General features: G+C 61.2%; 16 protein-coding genes. 7 read left to right on the top strand and 9 right to left on the bottom strand.

All coding sequences use genetic code 11. The features are described 5' to 3' along the window. The first annotated feature begins 496 nt into the window (after window positions 1-496). Window positions 497-2,416 (top strand): hypothetical protein, encoded by a 1,920-nt coding sequence (locus ACYVIA_RS16170; protein ID WP_460842553.1) that lies wholly within the window; start codon window positions 497-499, stop codon window positions 2,414-2,416. A gap of 283 nt (window positions 2,417-2,699) precedes the next feature. On the opposite strand, the gene ACYVIA_RS16165 is transcribed toward ACYVIA_RS16170, so the two are convergent. From ACYVIA_RS16165 to ACYVIA_RS16125, 9 genes are all read right to left on the bottom strand, one after another. Next, entirely contained in the window at window positions 2,700-3,044 is a 345-nt protein-coding gene (locus ACYVIA_RS16165; RefSeq protein WP_460842552.1) for a 50S ribosome-binding protein YggL, read from the bottom strand. A 619-nt stretch (window positions 3,045-3,663) separates the two neighbouring features. Continuing rightward, on the bottom strand, window positions 3,664-4,251 hold the full coding sequence (locus ACYVIA_RS16160) for a hypothetical protein (protein ID WP_460842550.1): 588 nt from the start codon (window positions 4,249-4,251) through the stop codon (window positions 3,664-3,666). A gap of 240 nt (window positions 4,252-4,491) precedes the next feature. Further along, entirely contained in the window at window positions 4,492-5,025 is a 534-nt protein-coding gene (locus ACYVIA_RS16155; RefSeq protein WP_460842547.1) for an REP-associated tyrosine transposase, read from the bottom strand. Between the two features lie 1,355 nt (window positions 5,026-6,380). Further along, window positions 6,381-6,878, bottom strand: coding sequence for a hypothetical protein (locus tag ACYVIA_RS16150; RefSeq protein ID WP_460842545.1), 498 nt, complete (start codon window positions 6,876-6,878; stop codon window positions 6,381-6,383). Between the two features lie 25 nt (window positions 6,879-6,903). After that, window positions 6,904-7,851 carry a glycosyltransferase family 4 protein gene (locus ACYVIA_RS16145; protein ID WP_460842543.1) on the bottom strand — a complete coding sequence of 316 codons (948 nt, stop codon included), beginning with the start codon at window positions 7,849-7,851 and terminating at the stop codon, window positions 6,904-6,906. A 230-nt stretch (window positions 7,852-8,081) separates the two neighbouring features. Next, a complete protein-coding gene (locus ACYVIA_RS16140; protein WP_460842542.1) occupies window positions 8,082-9,086 on the bottom strand; it encodes a radical SAM protein in 1,005 nt (334 codons plus the stop codon). After that, window positions 9,083-10,216 carry a glycosyltransferase family 2 protein gene (locus tag ACYVIA_RS16135; RefSeq protein ID WP_460842540.1) on the bottom strand — a complete coding sequence of 378 codons (1,134 nt, stop codon included), beginning with the start codon at window positions 10,214-10,216 and terminating at the stop codon, window positions 9,083-9,085. Before ACYVIA_RS16135 ends, ACYVIA_RS16140 begins: the two co-directional genes overlap by 4 nt. 26 nt (window positions 10,217-10,242) lie before the next feature. Beyond that, the gene (locus ACYVIA_RS16130) at window positions 10,243-10,470 is read right to left on the bottom strand and encodes a hypothetical protein (protein ID WP_460842538.1); all 228 of its coding nucleotides are present in this window, start codon (window positions 10,468-10,470) and stop codon (window positions 10,243-10,245) included. Beyond that, entirely contained in the window at window positions 10,467-12,311 is a 1,845-nt protein-coding gene (locus tag ACYVIA_RS16125) for an ABCB family ABC transporter ATP-binding protein/permease (RefSeq protein ID WP_460842536.1), read from the bottom strand. Before ACYVIA_RS16125 ends, ACYVIA_RS16130 begins: the two co-directional genes overlap by 4 nt. A gap of 394 nt (window positions 12,312-12,705) precedes the next feature. Here ACYVIA_RS16125 and ACYVIA_RS16120 point away from each other — a divergent pair, with 394 nt between their 5' ends. The 6 genes from ACYVIA_RS16120 to ACYVIA_RS16095 all read left to right on the top strand — a co-directional run bounded on the left by ACYVIA_RS16120 (window position 12,706) and on the right by ACYVIA_RS16095 (window position 18,774). Beyond that, the gene (locus tag ACYVIA_RS16120) at window positions 12,706-13,917 is read left to right on the top strand and encodes an Hsp20 family protein (RefSeq protein ID WP_460842534.1); all 1,212 of its coding nucleotides are present in this window, start codon (window positions 12,706-12,708) and stop codon (window positions 13,915-13,917) included. 135 nt (window positions 13,918-14,052) lie between these two features. After that, complete coding sequence (locus ACYVIA_RS16115) at window positions 14,053-14,325, top strand: hypothetical protein (RefSeq protein WP_460842532.1); 273 nt, start codon at window positions 14,053-14,055, stop codon at window positions 14,323-14,325. A gap of 318 nt (window positions 14,326-14,643) precedes the next feature. Next, entirely contained in the window at window positions 14,644-16,374 is a 1,731-nt protein-coding gene (locus tag ACYVIA_RS16110) for a carbamoyltransferase family protein (protein ID WP_460842530.1), read from the top strand. Then, window positions 16,371-17,477 (top strand): glycosyltransferase family 9 protein, encoded by a 1,107-nt coding sequence (locus ACYVIA_RS16105; protein ID WP_460842528.1) that lies wholly within the window; start codon window positions 16,371-16,373, stop codon window positions 17,475-17,477. The genes ACYVIA_RS16110 and ACYVIA_RS16105 overlap by 4 nt, the downstream gene beginning before the upstream one ends. After that, window positions 17,474-18,553 (top strand): UDP-glucuronic acid decarboxylase family protein, encoded by a 1,080-nt coding sequence (locus ACYVIA_RS16100; RefSeq protein ID WP_460842526.1) that lies wholly within the window; start codon window positions 17,474-17,476, stop codon window positions 18,551-18,553. The genes ACYVIA_RS16105 and ACYVIA_RS16100 overlap by 4 nt, the downstream gene beginning before the upstream one ends. Next, the gene (locus ACYVIA_RS16095) at window positions 18,550-18,774 is read left to right on the top strand and encodes a hypothetical protein (protein ID WP_460842524.1); all 225 of its coding nucleotides are present in this window, start codon (window positions 18,550-18,552) and stop codon (window positions 18,772-18,774) included. The genes ACYVIA_RS16100 and ACYVIA_RS16095 overlap by 4 nt, the downstream gene beginning before the upstream one ends. Window positions 18,775-18,837 lie beyond the last annotated feature (63 nt).

Here is an 18,837-nt window from a genome sequence, read left to right as displayed (position 1 = left end):
GCGCGGCGACGCGTCGTGGCGGGGCCACGGCAAGGAGATGCAACACAGCAGGCGGCCGGTTTCCGGGGTTGCCCGTAGGGTTCGAGCGAGAAGTGCGCATTGCGGCGTTGCGTCGCTTGCTCAAGGGACCACCTTGAGCGGCGCGCCGCGCCTTGCACTGCATCCCTTCTCGCTCGAACGCGCATGCCAAAAAGATACTGAACAGGCTCTAAAGGCATTTCTTCGTAGGGACGTGCTGGCGGCGAGCGGATGGTGCTTCAGCATCATCTCGATGCGATTGGCCAGTGAGCAGAGGCGGAATGATTCTCTGTGCGGCCCATGCTTCCTGCCCGGCCTAGGCCGTGTTTGACAAGCTACTGCGGGGCCCGGATTGATGTCTGCGGTGCTCGGCGTACCAGTCGTACGCGTGCGCTCCTCGACACCACTCCGAACCGCTCGCTACACTTGCTAAACACAGCCTGGCGCTGCACGCTCGAACCGTCGACAAGGAGGTGCCATGTCGGTCAAAGCAATCCCGGTCGATCAGCGGCTCATTGACATCGATTCCAGGCGCTTTTCCTCCATCGAAAAGGCGCTGGTGGAACTGCTCACCAACAGCGATGACAGTTATTTGCGGCTGGAAAGGGCTGGCGAGCAGAAAGATGGCCGAATTGTCGTTTGCTACGAGCGGCATCGCCGCGGTGCATTGTTGACGGTGACCGACCAGGCCGAAGGCATGTCGTTTGACAAGGTGCGCTTCATCCTTCGCTACGGCGGTGCCCACAGCCTGCTGGCGCAAGGTGTTGTCGGTGGGCGCGGCTACTTTGGCAGGGGACTCAAGCAGGCGGTATTCGGTCTTGGCTACGGTTGGCTGGAGACGATCCACCAGGGGCGCCTGTCGCGTATTGACCTGTTTCGCAGCGACAGCGGCGAGTATCTCTACGACGATGGCGGCGAGGACCGCGCTGCCACTGCGCCGGACCGTGAGCGCCTCGGCCTGCCCGGTAACGGCACGCGCGTAACCATCGTGATCGACAATCCGCAGGTGAAGATCACGCGGTTTGCGTCCCTGGTGGAGTCCCTGCCCGACAATTTCTATCTACGCGATATTCTGCTGCGGCGGCACATCGAGCTGGTACATCTGAAGGAAGGCCGCGAGATCGAGCGTAGCGGCGCGATCCGGTTCGTGGAGCCGGAATCGGTGCTGCTGCTGGGGCCCGACGCCGTCGGGCAGTTTCAGTACGAAAACGACATCTACCCCTTCACCGTGACGCTCAAGCGCGCGCTGGGCGTCGAGCTCGTCCATCGCGGCGACGAGCGTACCGCCGGGCTGACGGTGGTGTCCGGTGCTGCAGTGCTGGACTGCCAGCTCTTCGATTATGAAAACCAGGTCGGCACCGAATACCTGTTCGGCACCGTAAGCTGCCCGGCGTTGCTGGAAAAGCTCGGGGAGGGCGTCGCCGTCATCAGCGACGAGCGCGCAGGACTGAATCCGAAGGCGCCCTTTGTGGCGGCCTTCTACAAGGCGGTCAGCAAAATGATTGCGCCCCATGTGATGGCGGAGAAGGAGAAGCTGAAGCACCTCGAGCACGCCACCACGTCCAGCCGTACCGCGCAGATGATCGAGCATATCCTGCTGCGCATGAACCACGCGGCGATTCATGACTTCGGCATCATGCTGCCGGCCACGACCACGGTCGCATCGGACAAGCCAGACAAGTCGGACGGCGCAGCAGAACCTGCGCTGCGATTCAGTACAGGCTTCTATTACCGCAAACCCAATCATGCTTTCCCTGTGCGTCTGTTGGTCGACCCAGAACGGTTCGAGCAAAACGCGATCCTCAGCGTGGAAGCCTCAAGGACGGAAGGGCTGGAGATCTCCCCGCTGCACAGGGAGATGGCAATCAGGGACCTGCGTGACGAGCCCCAGCTCGAATGGACCGTCAGGGGCCGCTCTGTGGAAGACCACGGCGAAATCGTCGCCCGCGTCGGCAATTACTTCGCGTGGTGCGACATCGTGATCGCCGAACACGCATCGGCGCACCATCATCAGCATCATCACGCGCATGCAGCGTCGCATGTGCGCAGTCAGCATCGCTCATCCAGGGACCAGGGAGAGGCCGTGTTTACCGGCTATGAATTTCGCTATCTCGGCAACGAGACCGACCGGGCAGTGTACAGCCCCGAGGAACGGAAGATCCTCATCAACACGGCTGCGCCGACCGTGCAGCTGTATCTGGACGGACGAGGCAACTTCCGCGACTCCGCACGATTGCTGCTGGCGGAATTGTTCATGGATGTCATTGCAAAGGAACTCGCGCGCCACAGACTGGCGAAGTCCGCGCGAAAGGACGATGTGGAAGCTTTTCAGAAGATCAAGCGGGAGATCGTCCGCCGGTACGGCAGCGACATCCATCTGTCGTTCCTGAAGAACTAAGACTTGTCGTCGTTTTGTTGCCAGAGGCGCCTACGGACAGTCCGGTAGGGCGGAAAAGCGCAGCGCCTTCCGCCGCATGAATCAATCACGGCGCTCGAGGAGATACACGATAAAGGAGCAGGTCCCGCCCGGGACACGCATGCAACGGTAATCCGGCAAGAGCTGATAGTGTCACGCGGTGTGCCGGAGAGTGGCATGCGGCGGAAGGCGCTGCGCTTTTCCGCCCTACCAGGCCACCGGGCGGGAAAACGTGTCGATAACGGTGAGTAGTGCGGAAACCCGATCAGGTGCTGTACCAGGCATCCTTCAGCGGACCCACTACCACGTCTTTCAGCTCCTGGCGGGTTTCAAGCCATTTCCTGAACGACTCTCTTTGTGCTTCGGTGACCGAACCCCTGGCTGCATTCACCACCACAAATCCTTCGAAGCCACCGTTGAAGCCGCCACCGAAGAGCAGATCCATTTCGTCAACCGCAGTAATCAATGCATCGATAAATGCGGAGCGGTCTTCCTGCGTCAGCTCCTTGGTTGTCTTGGCCGTGACCTCGAAACCGAGTTCCTGAAACTCGCCGAGGCGCAGTTTCTTGCGCTGGCGGAGATTGTGTTTTCCTTTTGTCTTGACTGGCATGGCGTACCTATAGGGAAGTGAGCGTTGCTGCTCGGTGAGGAAGATATTGCGGCCGGAATTATACCGGGTAGTGGCAAGGCATCCTTCCCACGACTCGTGCAAGCCGCGGTTGGCGATGCAATTCCCGATGCCGTAGGGCGGAAAAGCGAAGCGCCTTCCCCCGCATGAACTATTCACCACACTCGCCAGCAGCCAGCTCCACCGCACCCCGCCCAATCATACGGATAAGTACCTGCCTACACGAGACGGTGAAAGGACGAGTAGGGCCAGTCACCACCCATTGCACGATTCCATGCTTGAAGGTTGATATGCTCTGTCAGCAAGGAGCTGCGGCACTCGCGGAGATTGTCGATAAAGAAATGATGCCCGGGAACACGGTTGCGGCAGTGGTTTGACATGATCGCAGTGCGCCGAAGAGTCGCATGCGGCGGAAGGCGCTTCGCTTTTCCGCCCTACGGGGCTGTTAGTGTCTACAACACGTAGCTCGATTCTTTTCTTTCCATTCCTTCGGCAACGGAAACCGATGAATCGAAGAGCGATTTGAGATATATGAGGCGCCTGCCATTAATGCGTATTCAATTGCCGTAGGCATAATTAATTTCTCCTTCTTGTAAATTCGTTATTTGCAGGTCATATCCATAAAACGTTGGCCAAATTCGCTATTGGGTCTAATCCATCCACATTTGTAATGAATCATTGCTTCGCAAGTGACCAATGACCCTATTACCGGCTTTACAAACTCACGTACAATCACTTGGTGCTCGGGGCGTTTATCTTTACTGTTAATGTCCTTGATCATCTCAGCTGAAAAGAAACGCTTTCCGGACCTTTCGACTTCATAATCCGGCGCAGAGCGGATCAAATTGGGGGCAGTAATCTCAGCGGGGAGATTCTCTAGCGGAATACGCTGCCAGTCTTTTTCCCAATACTGAAAGATCACGTATGGCGGGTTGGGCCGGCCCCATTTTTTATATGACAGGCAGCCCATCGGAGTTGTGATTACGTAAGCGGCGTTATCCACTATATCGAGTGACATCGGCAGGAAGTTGGCACTACCTAGTTCTTCCGAATACCTGTCTTCCCAGGTGACGCTTATTCGTTCGGTGCATGGTAAAGGTAATGCTCTGGTCACCAATAGGTGGTCTTTGCCCCAGCTCGTGCCGGCCCTTGACAGTGACTGTACGGTCAACAATGAGCCGGCTGCCATCGTGCAGTAACACCTCTTCTTTCCAACTGGTCGACGCACACCCGCTCATGCTAAGCCCTACGTTAAAAAACCATCCCAGTTTCAGTCTCCACTTGAACGCGAAGAAGTTACTTCTCATACCGCTCTTCCTTTATACAAAGCTTGAAACTTCCATAAACTGCATTGCTGGTGATTCGACAAGAAACTAATATCGCTCAGTGTCCGTAGGGCGGAAAAGCGAAGCGCCTTCCGCCGCATGCGCTACTCCCCACGCTCGCCTGCCGCCAGTTCCCGCGCATCCCCCGCCCAATCATATGGATAAGTTCCTGCCTGCACGAGGCGGTGAAAGGACGAGTAGGGCCAGTCGACCACCCGCTGTACGAACCCATGCTTGAACGGGTTGATATGCACGTAATCCATATGCGCCGCATACTCGGCGTCATCATGAATCGTATGCTCCCAAAAGCGCCGCTGCCAGATACCCCGTTCCCCTTTGCGTGCGCGCGCAGCGGACAAGCGTTCGGTACTCGGCAGCGCCTTCGCGAAAGCGGTTTTGATTGCCTTCCAGCGCCCGGAGTAGTCGACGTCGCCGGGCGGCAGTGTCCAGATACAATGCGTGTGATCGGGCAGGACGACCCATGCGTCGATGTGAAACGGCTTTCGTGCGCGCACCTGGCGCACGGCGTCACGGAAAGCGTCGATATGCTCCGTCAGCAAGGGGCTGCGGCGCTCGAGGAGATTGACGGTAAAGAAGTAGGTCCCGCCCGGGACGCGGTTACGGCGGTAATCTGGCATGGGCGGAGTGTGCCAGAGAGTCGCATGCGGCGGAAGGCGCTTCGCTTTTCCGCCCTACTGAGCTGGTGTCCGGCTATACGGAAGACGCCAAGTTATGGAGACAAGTCAATGCTGTGTAAATTCAACTAGAGTGCACTGTATGCTCATCATCGCCGTTGCCTTACTTACGATATTGCTTCTCTTACTAATAGTGACCACACCGCTATTCCTTTTGTCGAGGAAGAGGTTTGGCGCTTCTCGTCTCGCATCGGCGCTTGTCTCAACTGCCATTAGCTCGGGAATCGTCGGCGTATCGGTATGGTTGCTTAACGAGTGTTCGCAGTCACGGTACTTGACCAGCGAACTCACGAAGAGCCTCTCCCCTACGGAACGAACGAGCCTCCGTGGGCATGGGCTCATGTGTCCGACCTCGTACAGTTTCGAACGCAATGGAAAGCACGCTACGGCAATGATCTTGCCGGGCCTATTCCGCGACGACATCTGGGTTTTCGACGAGAGTTCTGAGTAGCCATGACGCGCTCTAACCCTGCGCTTAGCCTGGCCCTCGACGGCTACGCCGTCGGCTTCCCTCCACACTTCGCGCTCCGGTGGATGTTAGTTTCACTTTAGCCTTTTCATGCGTAAATACCTCTGCATCCTGCTGATAATATTTTCAACCGTCGTTCAGGCGGCGGGGAAAGAAATTCCCACGGAGGCTCTAGGCCGGTACGAAAGACTGCATGAAGTTCGAGATTACTGTCGTGACACCGTCGTAACTTGCCCTCTAGTTAAGGTCAATGACGAGGTGTCTATAGCAAAGCGGAATAAGTCGTCAGTTACTGTTGTCGTATCAACCTATGGTGACGATCTTCACGTCTGTAATTTTGAGGGTTCAGGGCAATGGCTCTCGCCAACAATGACTGTTCGAGGCGATCTACCGGACGATACGTGCCAACTCATTATTTCCTTCACCACGCCAGGAATGCTAAAGATCACAGGAGCCTCAGCAAGTGCCTCCGAAATGTATTGCGGAGCCAACGCATCCATGTATGTCGATGGTCTGGAAAAGGTTGCGCCCAACTGAGCGCATTGCCGCAGGGCGGAAAAGCGGAGCGCCTTCCGCCACATGCGCGATTCATTGCGTTCTCTCGCCGTCTCGATATGCTCCGTAAGCGAGGAGTTGTGACGCTCGAGGATATAGCCGGTAGAAGTGAGGTCCACCCAGCGCACTATTGTGGCGGTAATCTGTCATGGGCGGGGTGCGCCAGACTGTCGCATGCGGCGGAAGGCGCTTCGCTTTTCCGCCCTACTGGGGTAATTGATTCAGGCGTCGGACAGGCGTGACATCGAGGCGGCACTACCAAGTGCGTGCGCTTTCACTTCGGCGGCAGGAACAAATGCCTGCTGCGTTCCTCCGCAATGCCCGCCTTCGCCAGCGCTTTCAGGCACACTGCGACCGTACCCGCAAACGCTTCATCAAACCACGGATTCGCACCGCTGACGCCGACGACGATGCCCTCATGAACGATGCTGCCCCAGAGCACGGTGTCGCTGGCGGTGAGCAGGTGGGGGCGCAGTTCCTGCACGGTGTGGCCGTCCATGCCGGTACGCCAGGCGACGCGGGCTTTGGCTTGGGCGAAGGCGGCGTAGTCGGCGTCCCATTTGCTGCGGTCGCCGATGGCGTGCTCGTAGAGGATCGCTTCTTCGAAGCTGCATTTTTCGGGCGTGAGCAGCGGGTCCATGATGACGATGTAGAGGAAGCCGCTTTCGCCGACTTCCTTGTGCTTCATGGCTTCCTCGATCATCGGCAGGCTGAATGTGACGGCCTTTTCGGCGGTGGCTCGGTCGATGAAATAGCTTCCGGATACGGCCATGTGTTCTCCTCCTCTGGTTGTTTGATCAGGTAGTGACGAAACGGAATGCCTTGTCCCAGTCGTCGGCAAAGCGGTGGATGTTGAAGCGTTCGCGCGCAGCGCGGCGTGCGCATTCGCCGAGGCGGCGGGCATGTGCCGGGTCGTTGAGCAGGTCGTGCATGCGGGCGATCAGTTTGCTTTCATTCGTGTCGATATAGCCAAAGGTGCCGTTGTCGATGACGGTGGCCATCTCCGTCGTGGCGAGGCCGACGATGGGCATGCCGATCATCATCGCTTCGATGACGGCGAGTCCGAGGCTGGTGTAGCGGATCGGATTGAAGAAGAAACGGTACTGCGCGGCAAAGGCGGGGAGCTGGTCATGCTGGATCTCGCCGATGCCGCCCACGTCCTGCGCGCCCATGCCAACGAGGTCGAGCGGTACCTGTTCCCGCGCACGCATGAAGACGTCGCCGCCGAGCCGCCGTCCGCGGGTGGCGATATTGTTTACAACGACGAGCCCGCGCGCGAGGTCGCCGCGGTAGGTCACGTCTTTCGGCTCCAGCACGCCATGCTCGATGACGCGCACCGGCGTGCGGCCGTTGTCCCACATCAGCGCATTGAAATGCGTGACATGCACCAGCAGCATCGACGGGTCGTCTACCGGATGCCGCATGTCGGTCGGGTGCTCGCGCGGCGTGTCATGCTCGATGTAGATCCTGGGCAGCCTGCGCTGCGCTTCGCTCAGGTACAGGTGCTGGTCCTGCAGGTACTGGTGGTCGTCCTGGAACAGGATGCAGTCGAATTGCGTGTCCTTCGCCTGGTCAACAGGCAGGTCGATCACATTGTCTCCCCACGGAATATGCCCATGCTTGCCGCCATATCCGGGCGGGCGATCGGGTTTAGAGAGTACGTAAAAGTCGTGCGGCGCCTGCGTGAGATAGTAGAGATAGCTGCCGTGCGTGTGCCAGGTGAGTATTTTCAGCCGTTTCGACATTTGTTTTCCTTGTGGGCTTGCATGGCCTTGTTGTCTTCCCATCGCATCGCCCAGGCCGTGTTTGACAAGCTACTGCGCGGCCCGGATTGATGTCTGCGGTGCTCGGCGTACCAGTCGTACGCGTGCGCTCCTCGACACCACGCCGAACCGCTCGCTACGCTTGTCAAACACAGCCCAGGCAAGATCGGGTAATTCGCGGGCAATGCGTCCTGCATCCTTTCCGTCAAAAATCAGAATGTTCCCGAGTACAGCGCGCAGCTGCGGCACACTTCCGGCGGCGTGTCGGACGACTCAAGCTGCGCGCGGAATGCGGTGTACTGTGCGTTGTTCCATACCGCTGCAACACCGTCCTTCTCCATGTCGCCGAAGTGGATGCGGTCCGGCGTGGCGACCATGCAGCAGGGCATGGCCTTGCCGTCGTAACTGATGTAGGAGCCGCGCCAAGGCCAGTCACAGCGCTGCCGGCCGGACATGCCCGGCGGATGGGCACGCGGCTTCAGGTTGGGCAGGCGCAGCGTGATCTTCAGCTCACGCGCCATCTCGCGGGCGGCGTTGAAGTGTTCTTCGACGCGCTGCACGTCTTCCTGCAGTAGCGTCTGGCTATCGATGAAGGCGCGCATCGGCTGGTACTGCGCCGGCAGGCTCGATTCGCCGAAGTCATGGCACAGGTGCTGCACGAACACCGTGTCCACGCCCTCCGCATGGGCGAGGCGGACCAGCTCCGGCAGCTCTTCGAGGTTCTCGCGCATGACGACGGCGACGATGCGCAGATGCGGCAGGTCGCTGTGCAGCCGGCGCTTTGCTTCGACGACACGGCGCAAGTTGCGCAGCACGCGCTCAAAGCGGGCGCGGATGCGAATCGCCTGATAGGTCGGTGCGGTGGCGCCATCGAGCGACACATGCATGGTGTGCAGGCCGCTCCTGACGCATTCCTCCGCGCCGGCCTCCGTCATCACCGTCATGTTGGTATTGGTGGAGACCATGACACCGCGCTGCGCCGCATAACGCACCATGTCAAAAAAGCGCGGATGCAGCAGCGGCTCGCCCAGCCCCTGCAGCTGAAGCTCGTTCATCGCCGGGAACTGGTCCACCAGCCGGCGATAGACGTCAAAGTCCATATAGGCGCGCGGCTGCCCCGGCCCACCTTCGCCGCGGAACTGGATCGGGCACATGCGGCAGCGCAGGTTGCACTGGCCGACCGGTTCGATTTGGACGAAGCCGGGCAGCTCCGTCATAGAAATCCCACGCGGAACTTGAATGCGCCAATCGCGCGCCAGAACACGGCCATCGGCGGAATCAGCACCGAGGTGACGATCATCTCAAATACATGGGACGGTGCTTTGGACGTGCGCTTCAATCGTTGCACGCAGAAGCGGCCGGTCATGAACAGCCAGACTGCTGCTGCGGCAAGCGCGGCAACCGGTTTGCCGGCGATGAGCGCCACCAGCGTGAACAGCATGGCGGCCACCGTCAGGTAGAAGTCCCATCGCGGCTTGGCGCGGATTTTCCGGCGGTACAGCTTCGGATGCTTCTTGAACAGCAGTGCATCGAACTGGATCTTCTTTACCTGCTGCAGGCTCACGCCCCAGCCTGCAGGGCGGATCGGGTGCGTGATGACCGCGCGCGGCTCGTGGACGATGTTGGCGCGGTATTCCAGCAGGCGGAAGTGCAGGTCCGAGTCTTCGCGCCAGGCAAAACGAAAGCGCTCATCGAAGCCGCCCAGGTCTTCCAGCACGCGCTTGCGGCAGAAGCAGTTGGCCGTCACGAACTCCGCCGTCTCGAGGTTTTTCGCATCCAGCTCGTAGTCGGTCGGCGTGTGCGACAGCGGCATCACGACACGTCCGCACACGGCATCGACGTCTTCCTCGAAAGCGCGCAAGCCGCTCTTCAACCAGTCGGAGCGCGCAATGGTGTCGTCGTCGGTGAAGGCAATGATCGGGCCGCGCGCAGCACGCCAGCCGTGGTTGCGCGCCGCCGCCGGGCCGTGAGGGCCCATTGACGGAATGTAGATGATCTGCGGCCCGTAGTCGGCGGTGTGACCGGCCCAGCCGGCGACGACTTCGCGCGTCGCATCGCTCGGGCCGTCGTCGACGATGATGATCTCGAAGCGGGCGGCATCGAAGCGCTGCAGCACCAGGCTGGCAATGCACCGGTTCAGCAGCTGCGGCCGGCCGCAGGTGGGAACGACCACAGAGATTGCGATTTCGACGGGTGTGGAGCGCGCTTCATGGATGTGGGAAATTTCGGCGGAGTGGGGCGGCGCATCCGACCTGCGCCTGCGGGAAGGCGCAGCCTGCCGTCCCCTGCCTTCGATGTCGGCAGTGACGTGCCTCCGGTCTCGGTTGAACGCAAGTATTTTCGACATGGATTGTTCCCGAAATGGCTTGTTTTTTATGTGGCCGCAGGCGCGCGCAAACGCAACCAGGCGCCATGTGGCTGGTACAAATATTGGTTGGCCTGAGCGCGATGCAATTCCCGTTCCATCGTGTTGCATTGATGACTATCAAGCGCGTTTCTTTTGAATAAGATGCGCTGGTGCTGCGTTTTCTGCGTTCCTTGTGCCGGTTTGCACGAAAACGCTGTCTCACCTTGCCGTGCCACGGATTTGACGATGTTCATGCCAGCGGCCGCGCTTCCTGAGCAGTTTCCTCCGTGTCCTCGGCGCGCTGCTGCATCTGCCACAGCAGCGCATAGGCGCCGCCGTGTGCCAGCAGCTGCGCGTGCGTGCCGCGTTCCACCACGCGTCCCCGGTTGAGCACAATGATCTCGCTGGCATTGACCACCGTGGACAGCCGGTGGGCGATGACCAGCGCCGTCCGGTTGACCGAGAGCTGGTCGAGCTCGGCCTGGATCGCCTGCTCCGACTGCGTGTCGAGTGCGGAGGTGGCTTCGTCGAAGATCAGCAGCGGCGGATTCTTGAGGATGGCGCGTGCAATGGCGATGCGCTGCTTTTCGCCGCCGGACATCTTCACGCCGCGCTCGCCAACGGGCGTTTCGTATTTCTGCGGCAGGGAATCGATCAGCTCGTGCACATGCGCAGCCTTCGCGGCGGCGATGATGTCTTCCATCGTTGCGCCCTTGCGGCCGTAGCCGATGTTGTACGCAATGGTGTCGTTGAACAGCAGCGTTTCCTGCGGCACCACGCCGATGGCTTCGCGCAGGCTTCTGGTGCTGATGCTGCGGATGTCCTGCCCGTCGACGCGGATTGCGCCATCGCCCACTTCGTACAGGCGCAGCAGCAGGCGCGCGAGGGTCGACTTGCCGGAGCCGCTGCCGCCGACGACCGCCACGGTGCCGCCCGGTGGAATGCGGAAACTGACCTTGTGCAGGATGGGGCGCGCCGGATCGTACGCAAAGCTGACGTTGTCGAACACCACTTCGCCACGTTCGACCTTGAGCGCGGGCAGGTTGGGCGGTTCGTCGATTTCCGGTTTTTCGCGCAGCAACTGAAACAGCTTCTCGGCATTCACCATCGCATCCCGCGCTTCGCGGTAGACGAAGCCGAGCGCATTGAGCGGCAGGCAGATCTGGATCACATAGGCATTAATCAGGATCAGGTCGCCGACCGTCATCTCGCGCGTGAACACGCCCTGTCCGGCGTACAGCATCACCGCCGCGACGCCCAGCGCGATGATGCCGCTCTGGCCCACATGCAAGGTGAAAAGCGCTTTCTGGTTGAAGACCACTGCTTCCGCCCAGTTGTCCATGATCCCCTGGAAGCGGCTCGACTCCAGCTTTTCGTTGGTGAAATACTTGACGGTGTCGTAATTGATCAGGCTGTCGGCCAGCAGGCTTTTCGCCGTGGAGTCGAGACGGTTGACGCGACGCTGGAAGATCGCGCGACGCGCCGTAAACACCAGCGTATAGCCGCAATAGACGAGGAAAGTCACGCCGAGGATGACGGTAAACCAGTTGCTGTAGCGCGCGGTCATGATCGCAACCACCATGCCGATTTCCAGGAGCGTCGGCACGATCGTAAACAGGCCGACGCTGAGCAGGAAGGCAATGCCGGATGTGCCGCGGTCAATATCCGGCAGCAGGCCGCCGATGCGGCGCGATGCATGAAAGCGCGCGCCGAGCTCATGCAGGTGCGCAAATGTCTTCAGTGCGTAAGTGGCGACCGTATGCTGCGTCACGCGCGAGAAGGCAAGGTCGCGCAGTTCATTGAACAGCGTGCTGGCAAAACGCAAGATCGCATAGCCGACCAGCAGCACGGCGGGCAGCGCGGCCAGTTGCTCGGGGCGCGACAGTTCGTCGACGATACGCTTGAGCGCCAGCGGTACGGAGACGACAGCGACTTTAGCCAGAACAAGGAAAATGACCGCGGCGGCAATGCGCCAGCGGAACGTGGACACGACTTGCCACAGGTCGTGCATGACAGACGCGGTACCGGAGCTGGCAGCGCTTGCGGCGTTGGTGTTTGTATTTCCGCTTTCTGTGGCGGCTTTTTCTTCACGCATCGGGGCGAAATCCTTTCCTGCTGCACGGGGCTTGCGGCGTGTGGAGCACGGGTGCGCGCAGCCGCACGGGCAGCTGTAATCTTTACTCCAACCAGTTGCAAAAACTGCTGGACTTGCATGCAAGAAAAGCGGGCATGCTGCCGTAGGTTTGAACCCGTACCCGCCGCCGTCTATCCTGAGGGAGGGCGCCGGGCCTGCAGTTCGGCATTCCAGTGGTATGGAAGTTGCAGACAGCCGCTCGCCAACGCATTCGCATCTTGCCGGCATGCAGCACACCGCAAGACCTTCATTAGCACTATTTATTCCACCGCAATGATCCCTGTTGCTGCCCGTCGGCCATCGATGATGGAGCCGGCGCATGCCGCTTTTGCAAAGAGGAAAAAGGAGAACCAGGATGGCAAGAATCGAACAGACAATTGAAGTCAACGCGCCGGTGCACGCCGCGTACAACCAGTTGACCCGGTTCGAGCAGTACCCCCGCTTTATCGATGATGTGCAGGAGGTGCGCCAGCTCGACGACAAGCACCTGCACTGGCACACGAAGGCAGGCGACCTCGACTTGGAATGGGATGCCGAGATCACGGAGCAGGTCCCCGACCGCTGCATTGCGTGGCGCACCACCAGCGGCCCGCATTACGAGGGAAAGATCGAGCTGAAACCCACGGAGCAGGACCGCACCCAGGTCACGCTGACAATGGAGTGCGATACGCGGCAGCAATTGCTTGCGCAACATGGCGACGCCGAGGATGCGCTCAGCCAGCGCACGGTGCATGACCTGGCGCGCTTCAAGAAATTCATTGAAAAGCTGGTGTCGGGCAAGGGCGAGGAAAGCCGGGCAGGTTCGCACACCGGCAAGCCAGCAAGCATGGGTTCCGGCGAGGAGCGCACCACCGGTGAAATGATCGGCAAGGCAATCGGGCAGACCGCCAGCGAGCGGCAGGAGGCGGCGCAGTCCGCCGGAATCGCGCAAGGCGGCCAACGCAACCGCCTGCAGCGGGCCGGACAGGCGGACAGCGTGGGTGAACAGGAAGGGCAGGACAGTTCGTCCGGACAGCGCGGGCAGTCTGACCGGCCTGGCCAGCCCGGCCAGCCAATCGGTGCCGATCTCGCGGCACGCATGCCGTGGCTGCCCGGTCTGCTGCAGGCGTGGAACGAGCCCTTTGGAATGATGCGCAGGATGACGGAAGAGATGGACCAGCTGATCCATCAGTACATCGGCCGTCCGCTCAACGACGCACGCCTGCGCGCCACATCAGCGACCTCGGCCACCGGCTGGACGCCGCCGATCGAAGTCGCGCAGCGCAACAGGAAGTTCGTGGTCTGCGCCGAGTTGCCGGGTGTCAGGCGCGAGGATGTGCAGGTCGAGGTCCAGCACGATCGCGTGACGATCGAAGGAGACCGGCGGCAGGAGCCGATGCACGAAGCAGGAGAATACCGGCGCTCAGAGCGCTCCTACGGCCACTTCTATCGCGTCATCGCGCTGCCGCCCGGCGCCGATCCGGACGCCGCCTCTGCATCGCTGAAGGATGGTGTGCTCGAAATCACCGTGCCGGTGCCGGGCAACACCCGGCAGGGCAGGCGGCTCGATATCGAGGTCGCGGGATAACGGCCACGCCACAAGGCAGTGTTGTACTGAAAAGACGTGCGCTGCGCGGGATGCAGCGCAGCGCACGATTGGACGTGCAATGCCGGCCGCCATCCATCCGGCGGCTGGCACGGCACAGTAAATGAAGGAGGAACAATGGGCACCGACATGGTGGGATGGGCCAGTGCATTCGTTCTGGTGATGACCATTTCGCGGCAGGTCTACTCGCAGTGGCGCAGCGGCAGCGTAGAAGGCGTGTCGAAATGGCTGTTCATCGGACAGATAACGGCGTCAGTCGGTTTTACCGTCTACAGCTACCTGGTGGAGAACTGGGTTTTTGTCTTCGCGAATTTCTTCATCCTCCTGACTGCGGTGGCAGGGCAGTTCGTGTATTTGCGCAACAAGAGAAAGGCGGGCACAGGGAAGTAAAAAGTACAGCGGGCGTTTTTTCTTATTTACATGGCGGTGTAAGACTTACTGCGGACCCGGCTTGGCCCGTATACGGTCGGGAAAGGCGCTCCGACACATCGGGATTCCACGGGGCCGCAGTTGCGGTGGCCAACTCGCGCCGGCTTTACATGCCGTTGCGACAGGTACAACGTTTGCTTAGTCGTTTTTGCAAGCCTGTATCCCTGCTGGAACGCCTTATCGAGTGCTGCCTGTAACCACAGCCTGGCAACTGCCTGCCAACTGGCCGGCAACGGTGCCGCCATTGTCGAACCGCCATTCTTCCCGGGAGGAGAAAACGTGTACACGTTAGGAATCAACGCCGCCTATCACGATTGTTCCGCCTGCCTGGTGCGCGATGGCGAAGTGATCGCCGCTGCGGAGGAAGAGCGCTTTACGCGCGTCAAGCACGGCAAGCGGCCGGTCCCCTTCACCACCTGGCAACTCCCGTTTCATGCGATCGATTACTGCCTGAAGGAGGCGGGCATCATGCTGGCCGATGTGCAGCATGTTGCCTATTCCTACGATCCGAAGCTGCTGCTCGGCCAGCATGTCGGCGAGGCGATGATACAGATTCCGCTCGAGCCGTCGGCCCATGCCTCCGGCGAGTGGCTGTCGCCCTGGGATCCGCTGTTCCTGTCGTATATCGTGAATGCGCCGCGGCAGCTGGCAAGCGGTGCACCGCATCACCTGAAGAAGCGCTTTCGCGGCGTGCGGCATGACGGACCCTACCAATGGCATTTCGTCGAGCACCATCTCGCGCATGAAGCCAGCGCCTGCCTCGCCGCGCCTTTCGAAGAATGCGCAGTGCTGTCCATGGACGGCCGCGGCGAACGGGCGACCACCAGCTACGGTTATTACCAGGACCGGCGCTACAAGCGCATCAAGCAGGTCAACCTGCCGCATTCGCTTGGCCTGCTGTACGAAGCCGTGACGGATTACCTCGGCTTCCTGCACTCGTCCGATGAGTACAAGGTGATGGCACTGGCGTCATTCGGCAAGCCGGTGTACGCGCCGCTGCTGCGCGAGGTGCTGCGCTACACGGGCGATGGCGACTATGAGGTCTCGCCTGCGCAATGGGACAAGCTGTTCGGCCCGGCGCGCGAGAGGGGGGCGGACTTCACGCAGAAACACATGGATATCGCCTCCTCGCTGCAGATCGTGCTGGAAGAGACGGTGCTGAAGATGGCCGACTGGCTGCACCAGCAGACCGGCGCCGAGAACCTGGCGATGGCCGGCGGCGTTGCGCTGAACTGCGTGATGAATGCGCGCGTGCGCGACCGTGGGCCGTTCAAGAACGTGTGGGTGCAGCCGGCCGCCGGCGATGCCGGCACATCCCTCGGCGCGGCGTTGTGGATCGACACGCAGGAAGCGCGCAAGAGCAGCGGCATCACGAAAGGCCACTGGCGCATGGAGCATGCCTTCCTCGGCCCGGCCTACGACGAAGCGGAAATCGAATCCTTCCTGCAGATGAGCAAGCTGCGCTACCGGCGTGCCGACAACCTCGCGTCCGAGGTCGCCGACCTGCTGTTGCAGAACAAGGTGATCGGCTGGTTCCAGGGGCGCATGGAGTTCGGCCCGCGCGCACTGGGTGCGCGCTCCATCCTCGCGTCGCCGCTGGACGCGGACATGCAGCACCGCCTCAATCACATCAAGGACCGCGAGGACTTCCGCCCGGTTGCGCCGGTGGTGCTGGAGGAAGAGGCGGCCAACTGGTTCGTCAACGGCGCAGTGTCGCCGTTCATGGTCTTTGTGTATGACGTGCGACCCGACAAGGCGGACCGCATACCGGCGGTGCGCCATGTGGACGGCACTGCGCGCATCCAGACCATCAACCGCGCGCAGAACCCGGCGTACTATGACCTGCTGAAAGCATTCGGCGAGAAGAGCGGCGTGCCGGTGCTGATCAACACCTCATTCAACACCCGTGGCGAGCCGGTCGTGTGCACCCCGCGCGACGCCGTGGAGTCGTATTGCACCACGCCGCTGGACGCGCTGGCCATCGGCCCCTTCATCCTGGAAAAGCCATGACGGCCGCGTATCCGCTGATGCCGCAGCATGGTCCGTTTGGCGACAAGCCGCCGCGCAAGATCGCCATCTTCCGCGCGCTGCAGCTCGGGGACATGCTGTGCGCCGTGCCGGCCTTGCGCGCCTTGCGGGCAGCCGCGCCGATGGCGCAGATCACGCTGGTCGGCTTGCCGTGGGCGAGCAGCTTCGTCAAGCGCTACGCGCGGTACATCGACAACCTGCTGGTGTTTCCGGGATTTCCCGGCATGCCGGAGCAGCCGTTGCACCTGCATTCGGTGCCGCACTTCCTCGCCGAGGCACAGCGCCAGCGCTTCGACCTCGTGCTGCAAATGCATGGCAACGGCAGCCTGACCAATCCGCTGGTGATGCTGTTCGGCGGCGAGCGCACCGCCGGGTTTTACCGCCCCGGCGATTTCTGCCCCGAGCCGCAAAGCTTCATGCCCTGGGATGAGCGCGCGCATGAAGTGCTGCGCTGCCTCGACCTGATGGAATACCTTGGCGTGCCGGCACAGGGCGACCGGCTGGAATTCCCGCTGACCGAGGCCGACTTCCGTACGCTGCAGCGCAGCCACCTGAGCCTGCCGGCACCCGGTACTTATGTCTGCGTGCATCCGGGCGCACGCATGCCGTCGCGGCGCTGGCTGCCGCAACGCTTCGCCGAAGTGGCGGACCGGCTGGCAGAACGCGGCATGCACATCGTGCTGACCGGTTCGCCCGACGAGGCCGATGTGGTGCGCGCAGTGCAGCGCGCCATGCGCATGCCCGCGCTCGATTTGTCCGGCAAGACCGAGCTGGGCGCGCTGGCCGCATTAATTGCGCAGGCGCGCCTTGTCGTATCCAACGATACCGGGATCTCGCATGTGGCGGCAGCGGTGGCAACACCGAGCGTCATCGTCGCCTGCGGCTCGGATCCGAAGCGCTGGGCGCCGCTCGACCGCGGACGCCACCATGTGATCAGCGCGATGGTGGATTGCCGCCCGTGCATGCACCGCGAATGCCCGACCGCCCATGAGTGCGCGCAGGACGTGCCGGCGGAGAAGGTCGCCTTCATGGCTGCCCGCCTGCTGGACAACATCTCCCATCCCCTCCCGGAAATGCAGCTATGAAAGATACCGGCAGCAAGCGCATTCTCGTCACCGGCGGCGCCGGCTTCCTCGGCTCGCACTTATGCGAATACCTGCTGGCGCAAGGTCATGATGTCTTGTGCGTCGACAACTTCTACACCGGCCGCAAGCGCAACATCGCGCACATGCTCGCGCACCCCGGCTTCGAACTGATGCGGCATGACGTGACCTTCCCGCTGTATGTGGAGGTGGACGAGATCTATAACTTGGCTTGTCCCGCGTCCCCCGTGCATTACCAGAACGATCCGGTGCAGACGACCAAGACCAGTGTGCATGGCGCCATCAACATGCTGGGTCTGGCCAAGCGCGTGAAGGCGCGCATTCTGCAGGCATCGACGAGCGAAGTGTATGGCGACCCGCAGGTGCATCCGCAGACCGAACCTTACTGGGGCCATGTCAACCCGATCGGCGTGCGCTCCTGTTACGACGAGGGAAAACGTTGCGCGGAAACGCTGTTCATGGATTACCGCCGGCAACACAACCTCACCGTAAAGATCGCGCGCATCTTCAATACCTATGGCCCGCGCATGCATCCCAATGACGGGCGCGTCGTGTCCAACTTCATCATGCAGGCGCTTTCCGGCCAGCCGATCACGATCTATGGCGACGGCTCCCAGACCCGCTCCTTCTGCTATGTCGATGACATGGTGGCGGCATTCGAGCGCCTGATGCAGACGCCGCACGCATTCTGCGGCCCGGTCAACCTCGGCAACCCGGTGGAGTACACCATGCTGGAGTTGGCAGAACGCATCATCGCGCTTTCCGGCTCCCGTTCTGCCATTGTCTTTCGTCCATTGCCCAGCGACGACCCGGTGCGCCGCCGCCCCGACATTTCCCTTGCGCGGACAGTCCTCAACTGGGAGCCCCGCGTTTCGCTTGATGAAGGCCTGGAGCGGACCATCGCCTATTTCCGCCAGCTCCGCGCAAGCGCGATCAGCGCAGCGGATGCCGACGAAGCGCAGGAACAGGGTTTGCATGTACACCCCGTGCCGCAGCCTGCGCTTGGCAGCGGAGCCTGGCGAGAGAAGGCCGAACACATCCGAAGGGGACCATCATGAAGCGAAGCGGTATACGGTTTCCAACATGCCTGAAAGGCGGCAGGCTGCCGCTGCTGGCGGCTGCAGTCGTGCTGCTGGGCGCCTGCAACAAGAATCCTGCGGATCCCGGCGGACCGCCGTCTGCACCGCCACGTCCGATTACCTTCGGCGGCGGCGAGGTGATCACCTCGCAACTGGACCTGCCGGCACGCCCGGTCGCTCCTCCTCCCGGAGAGATGTGATCCCGGATGCTCTTCATGTATGCCGGACATCCGGTGGCATGGAGCTTGCGTTGGCCCTGCCTG

It is taken from the genome of Noviherbaspirillum agri (assembly GCF_054780595.1).
Note: the sequence above shows the minus strand (reverse complement) of the source record. Positions and strands in the feature narration are given on the sequence as shown.

Excerpts from the sequence above, each read along its gene's own strand:
- ACYVIA_RS16170 (WP_460842553.1), top strand. The coding sequence starts at position 497 with ATGTCGGTCAAAGCAATCCCGGTCGATCAGCGGCTCATTGACATCGAT.
- ACYVIA_RS16165 (WP_460842552.1), bottom strand. The coding sequence starts at position 3,044 with ATGCCAGTCAAGACAAAAGGAAAACACAATCTCCGCCAGCGCAAGAAA.
- ACYVIA_RS16160 (WP_460842550.1), bottom strand. The coding sequence starts at position 4,251 with ATGGCAGCCGGCTCATTGTTGACCGTACAGTCACTGTCAAGGGCCGGC.
- ACYVIA_RS16155 (WP_460842547.1), bottom strand. The coding sequence starts at position 5,025 with ATGCCAGATTACCGCCGTAACCGCGTCCCGGGCGGGACCTACTTCTTT.
- ACYVIA_RS16150 (WP_460842545.1), bottom strand. The coding sequence starts at position 6,878 with ATGGCCGTATCCGGAAGCTATTTCATCGACCGAGCCACCGCCGAAAAG.
- ACYVIA_RS16145 (WP_460842543.1), bottom strand. The coding sequence starts at position 7,851 with ATGTCGAAACGGCTGAAAATACTCACCTGGCACACGCACGGCAGCTAT.
- ACYVIA_RS16140 (WP_460842542.1), bottom strand. The coding sequence starts at position 9,086 with ATGACGGAGCTGCCCGGCTTCGTCCAAATCGAACCGGTCGGCCAGTGC.
- ACYVIA_RS16135 (WP_460842540.1), bottom strand. The coding sequence starts at position 10,216 with ATGTCGAAAATACTTGCGTTCAACCGAGACCGGAGGCACGTCACTGCC.
- ACYVIA_RS16130 (WP_460842538.1), bottom strand. The coding sequence starts at position 10,470 with ATGAACATCGTCAAATCCGTGGCACGGCAAGGTGAGACAGCGTTTTCG.
- ACYVIA_RS16125 (WP_460842536.1), bottom strand. The coding sequence starts at position 12,311 with ATGCGTGAAGAAAAAGCCGCCACAGAAAGCGGAAATACAAACACCAAC.
- ACYVIA_RS16120 (WP_460842534.1), top strand. The coding sequence starts at position 12,706 with ATGGCAAGAATCGAACAGACAATTGAAGTCAACGCGCCGGTGCACGCC.
- ACYVIA_RS16115 (WP_460842532.1), top strand. The coding sequence starts at position 14,053 with ATGGGCACCGACATGGTGGGATGGGCCAGTGCATTCGTTCTGGTGATG.
- ACYVIA_RS16105 (WP_460842528.1), top strand. The coding sequence starts at position 16,371 with ATGACGGCCGCGTATCCGCTGATGCCGCAGCATGGTCCGTTTGGCGAC.
- ACYVIA_RS16100 (WP_460842526.1), top strand. The coding sequence starts at position 17,474 with ATGAAAGATACCGGCAGCAAGCGCATTCTCGTCACCGGCGGCGCCGGC.
- ACYVIA_RS16095 (WP_460842524.1), top strand. The coding sequence starts at position 18,550 with ATGAAGCGAAGCGGTATACGGTTTCCAACATGCCTGAAAGGCGGCAGG.